This is a genomic window from uncultured Arcticibacterium sp., from assembly GCF_964021845.1.
GTDB lineage: Bacteria > Bacteroidota > Bacteroidia > Cytophagales > Spirosomataceae > Arcticibacterium.
Window position 1 is genome coordinate 120,320 of the sequence record NZ_CAXHZC010000001.1, and the last position, 12,583, is coordinate 132,902.

Annotated in this window: 13 protein-coding genes; 2 read left to right on the top strand and 11 right to left on the bottom strand. The window is 35.5% G+C overall.

Annotation, left to right across the window (positions count from 1 at the left end; translation table 11 throughout):
• The first annotated feature begins 338 nt into the window (after positions 1-338).
• A complete protein-coding gene (locus AADJ06_RS00430) occupies positions 339-2,861 on the top strand; it encodes a metallophosphoesterase (protein WP_341224411.1) in 2,523 nt (840 codons plus the stop codon).
• Between the two features lie 127 nt (positions 2,862-2,988).
• Here the strand turns inward: AADJ06_RS00430 and AADJ06_RS00435 are convergent, their stop codons facing one another.
• The 7 genes from AADJ06_RS00435 to AADJ06_RS00465 form a co-directional block, all read right to left on the bottom strand.
• Positions 2,989-3,360 carry a cupredoxin domain-containing protein gene (locus tag AADJ06_RS00435; protein ID WP_341224412.1) on the bottom strand — a complete coding sequence of 124 codons (372 nt, stop codon included), beginning with the start codon at positions 3,358-3,360 and terminating at the stop codon, positions 2,989-2,991.
• 176 nt (positions 3,361-3,536) lie between these two features.
• Complete coding sequence (locus tag AADJ06_RS00440; protein ID WP_341224413.1) at positions 3,537-4,085, bottom strand: carboxymuconolactone decarboxylase family protein; 549 nt, start codon at positions 4,083-4,085, stop codon at positions 3,537-3,539.
• An 85-nt stretch (positions 4,086-4,170) separates the two neighbouring features.
• On the bottom strand, positions 4,171-5,016 hold the full coding sequence (locus AADJ06_RS00445) for a helix-turn-helix transcriptional regulator (protein WP_341224414.1): 846 nt from the start codon (positions 5,014-5,016) through the stop codon (positions 4,171-4,173).
• A gap of 217 nt (positions 5,017-5,233) precedes the next feature.
• Positions 5,234-5,518, bottom strand: a complete 285-nt coding sequence (locus AADJ06_RS00450) for a hypothetical protein (RefSeq protein WP_341224415.1) — start codon at positions 5,516-5,518, stop codon at positions 5,234-5,236.
• Positions 5,519-5,564: 46 nt separating this feature from the next.
• The gene (locus AADJ06_RS00455; protein ID WP_341224416.1) at positions 5,565-6,290 is read right to left on the bottom strand and encodes a phage Gp37/Gp68 family protein; all 726 of its coding nucleotides are present in this window, start codon (positions 6,288-6,290) and stop codon (positions 5,565-5,567) included.
• Positions 6,291-7,406: a three-Cys-motif partner protein TcmP gene (tcmP, locus tag AADJ06_RS00460; RefSeq protein ID WP_341224417.1), complete on the bottom strand. Its 1,116-nt coding sequence runs from the start codon at positions 7,404-7,406 to the stop codon at positions 6,291-6,293.
• Between the two features lie 559 nt (positions 7,407-7,965).
• Complete coding sequence (locus AADJ06_RS00465; RefSeq protein ID WP_341224418.1) at positions 7,966-8,691, bottom strand: TMEM175 family protein; 726 nt, start codon at positions 8,689-8,691, stop codon at positions 7,966-7,968.
• 91 nt (positions 8,692-8,782) lie between these two features.
• On the opposite strand from AADJ06_RS00465, the gene AADJ06_RS00470 reads away from it, so the two are divergent.
• On the top strand, positions 8,783-8,908 hold the full coding sequence (locus AADJ06_RS00470) for a hypothetical protein (protein ID WP_341224419.1): 126 nt from the start codon (positions 8,783-8,785) through the stop codon (positions 8,906-8,908).
• Positions 8,909-8,931: 23 nt separating this feature from the next.
• On the opposite strand, the gene AADJ06_RS00475 is transcribed toward AADJ06_RS00470, so the two are convergent.
• From AADJ06_RS00475 to AADJ06_RS00490, 4 genes are all read right to left on the bottom strand, one after another.
• The gene (locus AADJ06_RS00475; protein ID WP_341224420.1) at positions 8,932-10,062 is read right to left on the bottom strand and encodes a TlpA disulfide reductase family protein; all 1,131 of its coding nucleotides are present in this window, start codon (positions 10,060-10,062) and stop codon (positions 8,932-8,934) included.
• Positions 10,063-10,359: 297 nt separating this feature from the next.
• Positions 10,360-11,070, bottom strand: a complete 711-nt coding sequence (locus AADJ06_RS00480; protein ID WP_341224421.1) for a hypothetical protein — start codon at positions 11,068-11,070, stop codon at positions 10,360-10,362.
• Between the two features lie 42 nt (positions 11,071-11,112).
• Positions 11,113-11,520: an OsmC family protein gene (locus AADJ06_RS00485; protein WP_341224422.1), complete on the bottom strand. Its 408-nt coding sequence runs from the start codon at positions 11,518-11,520 to the stop codon at positions 11,113-11,115.
• Positions 11,521-11,643: 123 nt separating this feature from the next.
• Positions 11,644-12,510, bottom strand: a complete 867-nt coding sequence (locus tag AADJ06_RS00490) for a LysR family transcriptional regulator (RefSeq protein ID WP_341224423.1) — start codon at positions 12,508-12,510, stop codon at positions 11,644-11,646.
• Positions 12,511-12,583: the final 73 nt, after the last annotated feature.

Consider the following 12,583-nt stretch of genomic DNA (forward strand, 5'->3'; position numbering starts at 1 on the left):
TTTAAGCGGTTCTTTATCCATTGACTAAATCTTCTGTGAAAAACTATTTTACGGGAAAAAGGAATTTAGTTTTTTGAAATAATCCGAGTTGTCAACTTCAATAGTTTTAAATAAAAATATTACTTGATTATGATACTTGAACAACTTCGGCTTTTGGTTTATTTGCTTAGCGTTCTTATTATAAGTGATTTATGTTGATGTTTGAAAAGCCATTTAATAAGGTTTTAGGGAATTGGATTAATTTTTCAATCATTACTCGTAATATGTATTTAAGAATTATTAGCCCCATAATAATTTTTTATTTTTTACATTTTTATAATTTATAACATGAAACTAATATGAAAAAACCTCCAGTTCGCGTACACCACATTCTGCTGTCTCAATGGCAGTCTAATATTAATGAAAATGCTACCGTTTTTTTTTCTGAAAAACCGGAATTGCTTCAGAAAATATTAGATGCAAATGATGCTTTTGTTCAGCATGCAGAGGAGATTTCGGATTACCCATTTACGAGTAGTCCAATTCTAGCGAAGGATTTTCCTGAATCTGAAATTCCTCTAGAGAAACTTCCTCACAAAGCGTTAAAAGCTCTCCTAGAACATTCCTTTTTAAAAACATATTTTTTCAAAACTAAGCCAGAAGGAGCGGATGATTATATGACACCACAAAGCCAGCAAGGCTCTCAAGGTGGGTCTTATCAAGCTCAGGCTAGCAGTACAGATGGTTATCCTGATAGGCCTTATAGTGATGAAGCCTGGGCAGAGTTTATAGGAAGCACGGTGGCTAATTATGAATATTCGTCTATAGCACATCCTTCTGGGAGAGATTATGCTTCTTGGAAAAACCACTCAATATCTTCTTTCGGAGTTATTCCTTGGCAAATCCCTCAAGGTTCTAAAGTAGCTATAATAGGAGACTGGGGCACGGGTATGGATGACTCCAAGGCAATGCTCAATGACTTGATTGTGAATCATAATCCCGCTGCAATTATTCATTTGGGTGACATTTATTATTCTGGTACAAGCACAGAATGCAGAAATAACTTTACAAATATTATAAATGAGGTATATCAAGCCAACAACGTAAATATTCCTTTTTTTACAATCCCAGGAAATCACGAATATTATAGTTATGGATATCCTTATTTTGAATTGCTACCTGGTTTAAACGCAAGCTTGGGAAGTAGCTACTTACAAGTAGCAAGTTTTTTCTGTTTGAGAGTTCAAAATAGCCAATGGCAATTTTTAGCCATGGATACTGGATATAATGATTTTGACCCTTATAATGCCATAAATACAACGGTCCAAGGCCCCAAATTAAGAAGCAGTGAGATAGAATGGCATAAAGACAAACTGGACAATTTTGACGGAAGCACCATCTTGCTATCTCATCATCAGCTTTTCTCTGCAAATGCTAAGATAAACGGCACACTTTCTTGGGATGGGATTTGGCACACTGAATATAAAAACATGGGACTTCATGATACTTTTCAGCCTTATTTTAAAGATAAGATTGCCGCATGGGTATGGGGTCACGAGCATAATTTTGCCTTATATCAAAATAATCTTGACGGACTAGCTAAAGGCAGATTATTGGGCTGTAGCTCTTATCAGGAGTCGCATGGAGATGATCCTTACAAGGTAAACTGTTCGGACTTCCCTTATTTAGACCCGTCAAGGTATCAGCTTTCTTATGAAAATGGATATTATAATCATGCTTATGGTATTTTAGATTTTTCAGGAGTTAATAATTCTAATGACCCCGTAGCTGCTTCTTATTATGAATTTCCTTCTTGGGGAAGCGATTCTCAGAAACCAGCCAACCCCGAATCAACATTGATTTATAGTGAGACTTATACTCGGCCGCAATCATTGCAGCAGCCTAAAATAGAATATGGAGATGTGGTTAAACTAAAAATAGATAGTAATTTTTTAAGTGGAGTATCTAGTAATGGGAAAGCTAGCTTAGAAAATTATCCTCAAAATTTAGTGTTTTCTGGCCATTCAGGCAGTATGAAAGATAGCGACCAGCTTTATATCCAAAATATATCTCCGCTGCTAGGTTCAAATAATTACCTAAAGGCACACGGTAGCTCATCAGACCTTACTTATGGTTCAAGATCCGATGCAGCTATATGGGTGGTTAAAAAACTTAATGGTAGCAGCGGAGATAACATACGATATGGAGATTCTATTCACTTTAAAAGTGCGGCTTACAATAATTTGGGGATGGATAAAGGGAATACTAATCCATCGCACTTGAACCTTAGTAATAGTAGTAGTACCTATATTTCATTTAATATATATTCTGGTATTTCTGTTCCTAGTTCACAGCCTTTTCCCGACGGCTCTAAGGTAAGATTAGCAGTAGCTTTTGAAGGGAATTGGTTTTACGTAGGCCCTTCGGATTCAACAGGAGCATCGGGGATTTCAATGCATGATATCGTGGCAAATGGCGGTACCGGTGATTATTCTTTAGGTGTACATAATAACACAGGAGGCGTCACATCTATTAGAACTGGGGGGATAACGGTTAATATTCCGAGACTTTTGACAAATAATGATCTGGTTTATTTACAGACTTTAAATGATATTAATGTTGGTTCAGGTTTGTATTTAACTATTAGTGGTACAAATGATTTGACTGCTTCATATAAAAAGGGAATAGAATCGGGATCATATTTTTTTGTTGAAAAATTAGATACAACAAATGGTAATTATGTTTATCAGAATGACTTGATCTATTTAAGATCTGGGGATGGAAATTATCTCGGAATAGTAATCAGCAATGGGAAAGCGTATTTGGCTTCATCAGAGAGTCCTGTTTTATGTAAGTTTGATTATCAAGAAGTAGGTTTTTAATCTATACCTAAATATCATATGATGCTGACAAATCGGAAGTCCGTATTTTATTTTTGACTTGTATTAAAAGAAAAACTGTCCCAGCAATATAGCTGAGGACAGTTTTTTTAACAATTTCCGTATTTCCTTATTTTACTACCAAAGTGTATTTTGGCGTAGGGTTTAGTGGGCAAAAGTACTCATATGTGCCTTTTTCTAGCGTTACCACTTTACTGCTAGAAGTCGCTCCTTTTTTGATAAGTTCGGTCACGTAAGCTTCTTTGATATGGTGAGCTTCACCAGATTTTCCTTGTGGTGCTAGTACAAAACCAAGGTCACGGTCTACACCTACATTGGCTACTTTAAATACATAAGTACCAGGCTCTAGTGTTAGGCTTTTCTGTGTAAACGCACCTTCGGTTTGTTCTAGTTCTACTACTGTGGCATCAGACTGAGCGTAAGTAGTTGTAGAAAACGTAAGAGCGAATGTTGCTACTAATGCAGCTAATAGATTTTTCATTGTATTTATTGTTTTGATTTTTAAGAATATGATTTTCGAATAAGAAATTGAGTGTTTTTAGTCCAAGGGAGCGTTTGTCATGATTTTGGCATTTCGGCCAAAATCACGCCAAACACATTCTATATTTATTCTTAGCTGTTGCTATTAATATATCGCTCCGATGGAGCTAAATAGTTTTAAACTAATTCAGCATTAAGTTCCTGAGCCAATGGGAAATCGATGGCGAAATCTGCTAGGTTATGAATGTAGTTACTGATGGTTTTATCACCGATAATAATCACCACATCTATCATGTTAGCTTCGGTATAGCCAGCTGCAAAGAATGCTTCTACGCTTTCTGCAGATGCTTTTCCTTTATTTGAGGCTGCTGAAAGAGTGAATTTTACTAAGGCGTCTGTTTTAGCATCAAAGCTGGCAGTGCCACCTCTTAGTTCTAAAATTTGCTCTTCAGAAAAACCGTTCATTCCACCTAATACCGTATGTGCACTCTGGCAATATTTACAGCCATTATACTCGCTCACTACTAAGTTTATAACTTCTCTTTCTTTGGCTTTTAGAGTAGACTTGCGATTTTGAAGAGCTAGGTAATCACCTAAGGCCGTTTCGTTTTTTGCGTAGTAAGCATAAAGGTTTGGTACAAAGCCTAAACCTTTTTCAAGGTTGTCGAAAATGGCTTGATTGTTTTCTGATACTTCTTCTCTTGTTGGAACACTAAATGTTGACATCGTATTGTTGTTTTAATTGTTATTATCAAAATGATGTTACAAAGGTGCAGCAATACGAGAAGGCCTAAATAGGCGGAAATTCCTTTTAAGTTGGCAATTTTTCCTTTTGCTCAGAATTCTTGAAGTCGTTGGGCGAAATACCCTCATTATTCTTAAAAAAACGGCTGAAAGCCTGCAAATCGGAGAAGCCAAGATGGAAAGCAATTTCGGAGATACTACGCTCGCTATACTTTAAAAGTCTTCTGGCTTCTAGCAGGCGTCTTTCTTGAATGTATTGAAGGGGCGTTTTACTGCCAATTTTCTTAAAGAGGTTAGAAAGGCTTTTGGGGCTAATGCTGAGTAGCTCGGCATAGTCTGCCACCCTATGTTTTTCTTTAAAGTGTTTTTCTACCAAAAAATTGAAAGTACGAAGGCTGTCAAAATGTTCGCCACCAGACACATCATATTTCAGTTGCTCCTTATATATACGCGTGCAGAGTATCAATATCCTCTTCAGCATCATCTGGAGCATTTCTAGCTGTAGGTTGTCACGAGACTCCATTTCTAGGCATAGCATTTTCCAGACGGTTTCTAGGGTGTCTAGTTCTTTGGCGTTTGGTCTTATGTGAGGTAGGGTGGCTGCACCAAAGTACAGAATCCCTCGGCAGCTAATCTCGCTGTCGTGGTCTAAGATGCAGTAAAAAGGCCTGTTAAATTTCAATAAGCGTAGTTTGTCCACTTTTATGGTTTCCACTTTATGAAACTCCGTAAGGGAAATTAGCTCATTGGTTTTGAAATGATGCTCAAGGCCATCTATTTTAAGAATGTTATGGTCGGAGTCAAACCAGAGTAAAGAAAGCTCAGAGTTTTTGGAGGCTTTTATCAAATGGCAGTTTTCACTGCTGATGTGTACTACTTCAAAATATTCCTCGTTTTGGCCGTCGTATCGCATGTGCTGTGTTAGGTAATGGTTTAGATACGGTGTTTTTTGGGGTGAGGTTTTAGGGCTTATTTGTCACACAAAGCTTTTTTTCGGCTTCTTTGCAGTGCTTATTCTTCTTTAACTGAAATTGTAGTTTTAGTTGAAATCATTTGTTTGCAATTACTGTACTCAAGGTCAAAACTGTGGGTGATGATCTAAAAAATAGAAGAGGACATAGTTTGATTTCTTATAGAATAACAATTGAATTATGATTCGGGACTGTTGCCAAAAAATTGTCATTTAAATTATAATTGTTCTGGATACATTCCCTGAATTGAACTCCAAAGTATATTCTAACACCTCCATTTGGATTATGAGTTCTGTTGATTGTAGAATTAAGAATTGTACCGTTTGGAAGTGTGGTATTCACTGGAGAGCCATGTACACCAAACATATTGTCTACTGCTATGCCAGGATTAATCAAACCTTGTCTGTAAGTAGCTATTCCAATAAATACATTGAATTCGTTCATATTTAATGATTTAGTTTTAAAGCTTAGTTTTTTTTACATCACAGAATTAGACGCTATGCTGTAACTCAATTTCGGGCATTTCGTCGTATGTTCTGCCGTTAAGAGTTCTACCATTTTTCTTTTTGTTTTTTCCGCCCCATTGTTTAAAAAAGAAAGCCACGTCTACTTTTTCACATTGCTCTTGAATATCAAGAACCCAACTTGCTTCCATTGGTCTTGGATTATGACCGCTTTCTCCTCCAACTATTACCCAATCCATATTTTCTAAATCAAGGTTTGGTAACTCTCCGATTAATGGTTCTAGTGAGAGGAATTTGACTCTGGCATTTGTCTTTCTTAAGAAGTCTATTCGGTCTTTTACCTTTTCTTCCTCTACAGAAACTCCCATCCAAATGTTATGGGTCCACTTAAATTCTTTATGAAGCTCAAACAGCCTCTCAGCTCTCTTTGTTAAAACCTGAAAAACGTGTTGCGGATTTTCATTCATAACCTTGAAAACTTTTTTAATGAATTCTAAAGGTATTTGTTCATGAAATAAATCACTCATTGAGTTTACAAAAACAACTTTGGACTTTTTCCAAGTATATGGTGTTTTCAAAGCATCTTCATGAGTTCTTACCTCAAAGTTATCCTTGTACTTCTCAATGCCCATAGCTTGCAGTCTTTTAGACATTATTTCTGCATAACAAAATTTACAGCCTTGGGAGACCTTTGTACAGCCAGTTGTTGGGTTCCAAGTCATTTCAGTCCATTCTATACTTGATTGTGCCATTTACCTGAGTTTAATAGTTACTTTGTCAAAGTAGTCTTTATAATCTTTATAATTAATGTAGAAAGCATTTTTTCTTATAGCGGAATCGTCTTTTTTTGCTAGTTCTAATCTATTTTCTGCTTGCAGTTTTGTTAGAACTTGCTTAGCATGTTTAGGCAAAAAGCCTTTTCTTAGAGTGAATTCAAATATTTCTCCATTTGTCTTCTTACTCTCTAAATAAACTGTCAATAAATCTTCAAGCTTATTAGTTTCTAAATCTGTGAAAAGAGTTATTTGATTAGTATTATACTTCCATCCTCTGCCTTGTTCATTGTCAATATCCCATTTGGTTTCTAACATTTTTTCGTATCCACGAATATGAGAGCTAAAGAAAAATAAACAAAATATGGTATTCTCCTCTTTCTTAAGTGTAAAGCTGTCAACAAAATAATCCGAACCAAGAAAGTTTTCAAAACCTTCTTTTAAAGCTCTAATATATTCCCACTCATTCAGTATATTTTTATTATTTATCCCTAGCTGCTGGTTGAAACTTTGCAAGACTTCAGGTGTTCCAGATTTTGAAAACCTATACATAAACTGAATTGGTAGCCATAGTAATACTTCAGATTTCCGGTTGCAGTTTAATAAATTTAAAATATGCTCAGCTCTTACATCCTTATACCCAAATGGGTCAATGAAAATAAACGCTTTTGAGTTTTTAAATTCCTTAAATTTAAGAGGTAACTCGTTAACGATTTGTGTGTAGTCCTTGTTGATTAAATTTAGCTCACCAAAATTGCTATAATGTAGTTTTTTATCTCTAATATGATTCTCTAACGATTCTAATCTAGCTAGATCTATGTCATTAAAGTGGCAATGTATTTTTGGCGATTTATTGGGACGTTTGTTGATGAATTGATAAAAGGTTTGTTTTATGTTTTTTAAGGCTATAATAGGGCTTCCTTCTCCTCCATTTTCATAAACCCCAGGCCCACAAAACAAGTCAATAATGTGTATCGATTCTGTATAATTATCATTGCATATGATATTGAGATACTTTTGAATATAGTCTCCAAACAATTTAACTTTTGCTTCCGAATGGTTTAATAAGTTTACTTGGGAATGTTTAATACTCATGGGTTATTGATAGTGGATATTGTAATAGTGGCTTTAGAGAATTTTATATCGTTTGTCTTGATCTATTGAACAATATAAGATAAAACCTTTTCAAAATAGGAAACGGGAAAAAAAGCAAGCCTTAAATTTATTATTCGGTAGGTTTTTAAGGATTTCTTAACAACGGCTTTGCGAATTCCCTCATGGCTATTGCACTATTTTTTGCCTCTAGCAGGGATTTGGAGGTCTTAAGGTATCGATGTTAAATCGTTCTTGAAAGACTATTCTCCCAGTCTGCCTATTTATCCGCCGAATGGAGGACAGGCAGGGTCTTCACTCAAACTGACAATTTTCGATTGTTTTTTCTATGTCAGTTCGAGCGATAGCCGAGAACCTCCATGCCCTTGAACCTACTAAACCAGAGCTTTGCTAAGACCCCACTTAAGCTGCGAGCTTCGTTGGACTGAGTTTTTATAGCTGTACTTCAACTATAATACAGGTAAGGGAATTATGCTACTTCCAGTAGATTTAAAGATAGCTTATCCTAAAATTTAGATAAGGCTAAGCAGTAGTTAGGGTTTTAATCAATCTCCAAAATAGTCTGACTTTTACGTTTGAAAAGTTTGCTCCAAAGTGTCATTAAAATGGGGTATAGGCCATAAGACATACCTCCTAATACACTGGCCCATAAAATAGATTTATCTTTTAAAAGAAACGAAATACTTAATGAGATAAAAGGCACCACAGCCATTACCAGCATTCTGTTTCGGTGTGCTTGGCTGTAGAATATTTCATATTTGCTCAGGGCTAATTTAGCTTTTTGTTTAAGTGCAGCCGTATAGAACAGGAAGAGTGTAAAATAGATAGAAAACGATATGACGCCATAGTAAATCATGAGTTCAGGTATTTCCTGAGCTTCTATGCGTAATTCCATGGAGAGTCCAAAGAGCATGTCAGTCAGTAACCTGGTAAGAAATCGTAATGGGTACACATAGAAGATAATGAGCGAGGTGAATATCACATTCAATAGTTGCAAACTAATGCCTTGAATGCCATATAAAACTGCAAAATACACATGTTCTTTCCACATGATATATAGAAAAGCAATGCTTACTAGCAAGGCTGGAAATGACTTTGCAAAGACAAGCAAATCTTTAAAGGAATCGGCATCAGAAACATTAAAAATAAGCAAGGTTAAGGCTATACCGAAGATGGCATCCGTAAGGCTATTTAACCTTGTGTTTGACTCACCTCGGTAGGTGAGGTTTTCGTCTTTGAGAGAGTTTTCAATATATGCGTTTCTCATTTACTTTTTGTGTTTTAAGATATGAAATTTATCTGTTAAACTCAGTCATTAAATAAAAGATGCCGTAAATTTCACCCAAATTAAAGCCTGAATGCCACAAAATAGCTCCACAGATAAACTTACTGCGTTTTCTCATTTGATAGATAACATACAGACTAAAAACATAGAAAGCGTTCAAAGTATGGCGGGAGTCAGTGTTTTTATCCGACCAGAATAGTAAACTATGAGGACTAAGTTACGCTACTCCTCCACGGTCTTTTTTACAATGTTAATTAAGCCTTCACTTTTGCTTTCTTCATAGCCATATTGTGAATATTTAACATAGCCATTTTTATCTATTAGGAATATCTGAGGAATGCCTGTTACATTAAACATGTCTATGATTTCTTGGCTGCCATAAACGTGCTTCCAGTCCATGTTATATTTATCAAGAGCCCTTTGATAGGGCGGATAGGTTTCATCTTTGGTAATTGAAATTATTTCAAGCTGCTCTATGGAAAACATTTCTCTGATTCTTTTCAGGGTAGGTATCTCGGCAATGCACGGGAGACACCAAGAAGCCCAGTAAACCAACAAAATAGATTTACCTCTCAGTTCTACCGAACTTATCTTGGTGGCATTAATGTCATTTACTTCAAAATTTGGGGCCAGCGTATTCTTTAAAATTGGTGTATTTTTTATGAGACTAAGGCTTCTTTCCCGCTCGAATTTATAAGGTGAATCTTTGAATATTTTTTGAGCGTAAGAAATCAGGCTATCTCTTGAGAGAGCAGGCGATACTGCAATGTTTTTATTGAAGTACCAAATTGAAAAATAGTCGGTTGGATTTTTTTCAATGTACTCTATCTGCTTTTTGGACAATGCAGCATACTTTTCATAAAATATCCGAGCCAAGGAGTCATTCTTTTTATAAGCATTTCCGTGCTCTTTAAAGAAGTTTTCATGGTCGGTGCTTTCAGTAGAAGTAAATGCGTCTAAAGCCCTCCCGCCTTCATTTGAAACTTCAAATGCGTTTATAAGTGATTTTGCCACTAATGGCGAATGGAAGGTAGGGTCTGTTTTTTCAATAGAAATGCTTGCTGGCTTTTCGCCAAGCCAAAAAGCTGAGTAATAATGTTTGGTTTCTTTATTGGTAGGATAATACAGCCATATTGTGGCATATTGTGAAGTGAAATTTCCAGTAAAAATGAGTTTGCTACCTTCTATTTCAGGCTTAATTGCTTTATAGGTTTCATTTCCATCATCTAAAGCATACTGTAATTTCGAGATAGAAAATTCATTCGAAAAGTTAAACTCAACGCTGATTTTTTTTTGTGCAATGGCATGAAATGATATTAGAAATAAAACGGACAGAATCAAAGTCTTTTGCATAGAAGGTGGATTAAAGTATTGAAAGAAAACATGGCTCAAAAGAATAATGAAGTTATCACTATTTTATTGTAATTAGATTTTTTCCATTAGAGTCTTTCAATATGCTAACAGGTAGGCTTTAGGAACCTTTAATCTTAAAGAGGCAAATCTTTAAGCCAACAAAAATTTATTATTCGGTCCTTTTTTTATTAGCTATATATTAGAGGAGATTTGACTTCAATTTTTTTAGAAAATGCTCCGGAAGAAAGCTTCTAATTAAACATTTATAGCAAGATGATATATTATTGATGGCGAGTTTTAAAGTCCTTTCCTCGTTCTGTTTTTCAATTTGGAAATTCGGTTTTCGTAATAAGTCTTTAGCTCATTTACAAAACTCAAAGGGTTTTCATTTTCAGTAAAGACTTTATAAAGTTGGTCGTTTTTAGCAAGATTGATAGCCTGCTCTAGCCGTTCTTTTTCTAGTTGAAGGTAGTTTTGGGTATTGGAGACTTTGACATTAACCGATGACTCACTTAGGATTAATTCCGTATTTCCTTCAAAAATGTGGGCGTGAAAGGCTTGTAAAGCCTCTAGGTTTTCATTTTTATAAATTTCTATAAGTTTAGCTGTGAGTTCTGTAGCTATATCCGTTTCGTTTTCTTTCATGAAAAACTTGTCGGGGTGCACATGGAGCATGGCTTCACGGTAAAGCCTTTTTTTCTCCTTTTGCTCTTCTAATGACGTAGCTAATTTTGTCTCTGTTTTTTTTGTGCTTAGTAAGCCATCAGGTTCTTTATAATTCTTACCTCGCTTTTTCTGTGCTAGTCTTTTTTCCTTTTTCTTCTTCTTAATCTCTTTGTATAGCACATAAAGCTCCTGTGCTTCTATTATCAGGTCACTTAAATGCGAACGAAGCGTTGTTTCAAAAGCATAGGTTTCTTTTTCTATAGCCGCTAGTTTAAGCTTGAGCTGTTCTATCTCCGCCTCTAGTTTTTTCTTGTCAATTTGGCTAAGCCTTGTTTCTGACATGGATTATTTTTAATTAAGACTAGCCAAAGTTAAGACAAGTAATCAAACATTTTCTAAGGTATTTACTGTACCTGAAATAGTGCAAGATAGCTTGGCTGTATTGTAAATAGTGCCAAATTTTTCAAGATTCTTCTTTAACAAGACTGGATTAAGGCTTTTGTCATCGCTATAAATAGTCAAACTGTAGTCTATGTTGTCCATTCTTGGCGGATTGGTAAGTCTTTTGGCATTTACCTCAAGGGTAGCTTTGGTGTAGCTGAATTTTAGCATATGCGAAAAACGCTCCACATTTTTCAGCATACAGGCCGCAAAAGAACCCAAGAAGAGTTCAGCAGGATTTGGTAAGCTTTCGGCTGATTTTGGCGTAGTGCCAAAATCAACATTGGACTCCTTTATATGAATGATAGCATCCTGATTTGAGGTGGAAGAAGCTTTGATTTGATAATTCATGATTTACTTTTTAATAGACTAAGCGTTTATTTCTTTGGTATGAAACTACTATAAGATGCTAAAACAAACTATGACCGTAGTCACCTTAATGGATAATTTTTTATGTTGATTACAGGTTAAAACTTAATTCAATTTTAATTCCATTTTCTCCATAAAAACCTTAACTGCTTCGGTATTACTGTTTTTTAGTTTGTAGGCGTAAAAACGCTTTTGCTCTATGGTGGCAGCTGCTTTAAAAGGCTGTTTTATTCCCTGGCATAAATGTTTAGGTGCTATGCTAAAGCCTGTGCTGTGCTTTAAAGCATCAATTATAGCCAAATAAGAAGGCAATATATAACGAGGTACTATTTTAGAGACACTATTAAATTCAGCTTTCCAGTACTTTTTTATGTCGGCTTGCTCATTGTCAAATGCAAACCATGTTTGTTTTTGTAACCATTTGATTCGCTCTTTTTCTTCGTGTAGTAGTTCCACAGGAATGCTTATGTTTTTGGAGCAAATTAAGACCAATTCCTCCTGTTTGAAGAAAGAAAATTCATGCTCATAGATGTGATGCTTTTTTATGCCAATGAGCAGCTGAACTTTGTCTGATTCTAGTGCTTCTACCAATTCTTTTTCGTTTCCAAAATGTGTGACAATGTACATGTCGAAGTGGTAAATCTTATGAATCAGTTCTTTCTTGAAAAAATCTGATGTGCAACCTATGGTAATGGCTAATCGCTCTTTTTTTGTCCTTTGGTTAGTGTAATGTTCTATTTTCTGTAGTACCTGAAGAGGATTATTGATTTGAGCATATAAGAACTTTCCGTATTCGGTAGGGGCCAGTTTACGTGTAGTTCTTTCAAAGAGTTTTTTGCCAATATGACTTTCTAGTGCGGCCAAATGCTTGCTAACACCAGGCTGAGTCATGTTAAGTTTTTTTGATGCTTCTGTAATATTGCGGCATTCATAAATAGAACCAAAAGTTCGGAGCCACTCTAAATTAATCATAACTGTGGTTATTAATAGGTTAATAAATGTAATTAAAATTATCAATAGGTGGTCAGTACTTTTGAGAAAAAAA

Coding starts and splice junctions, on each gene's coding strand:
- AADJ06_RS00430 (WP_341224411.1), top strand. CDS start 339: ATGAAAAAACCTCCAGTTCGCGTACACCACATTCTGCTGTCTCAATGG.
- AADJ06_RS00435 (WP_341224412.1), bottom strand. CDS start 3,360: ATGAAAAATCTATTAGCTGCATTAGTAGCAACATTCGCTCTTACGTTT.
- AADJ06_RS00440 (WP_341224413.1), bottom strand. CDS start 4,085: ATGTCAACATTTAGTGTTCCAACAAGAGAAGAAGTATCAGAAAACAAT.
- AADJ06_RS00445 (WP_341224414.1), bottom strand. CDS start 5,016: ATGCGATACGACGGCCAAAACGAGGAATATTTTGAAGTAGTACACATC.
- AADJ06_RS00450 (WP_341224415.1), bottom strand. CDS start 5,518: ATGAACGAATTCAATGTATTTATTGGAATAGCTACTTACAGACAAGGT.
- AADJ06_RS00455 (WP_341224416.1), bottom strand. CDS start 6,290: ATGGCACAATCAAGTATAGAATGGACTGAAATGACTTGGAACCCAACA.
- tcmP (WP_341224417.1), bottom strand. CDS start 7,406: ATGAGTATTAAACATTCCCAAGTAAACTTATTAAACCATTCGGAAGCA.
- AADJ06_RS00465 (WP_341224418.1), bottom strand. CDS start 8,691: ATGAGAAACGCATATATTGAAAACTCTCTCAAAGACGAAAACCTCACC.
- AADJ06_RS00470 (WP_341224419.1), top strand. CDS start 8,783: ATGCCACAAAATAGCTCCACAGATAAACTTACTGCGTTTTCTCATTTG.
- AADJ06_RS00475 (WP_341224420.1), bottom strand. CDS start 10,062: ATGCAAAAGACTTTGATTCTGTCCGTTTTATTTCTAATATCATTTCAT.
- AADJ06_RS00480 (WP_341224421.1), bottom strand. CDS start 11,070: ATGTCAGAAACAAGGCTTAGCCAAATTGACAAGAAAAAACTAGAGGCG.
- AADJ06_RS00485 (WP_341224422.1), bottom strand. CDS start 11,520: ATGAATTATCAAATCAAAGCTTCTTCCACCTCAAATCAGGATGCTATC.
- AADJ06_RS00490 (WP_341224423.1), bottom strand. CDS start 12,510: ATGATTAATTTAGAGTGGCTCCGAACTTTTGGTTCTATTTATGAATGC.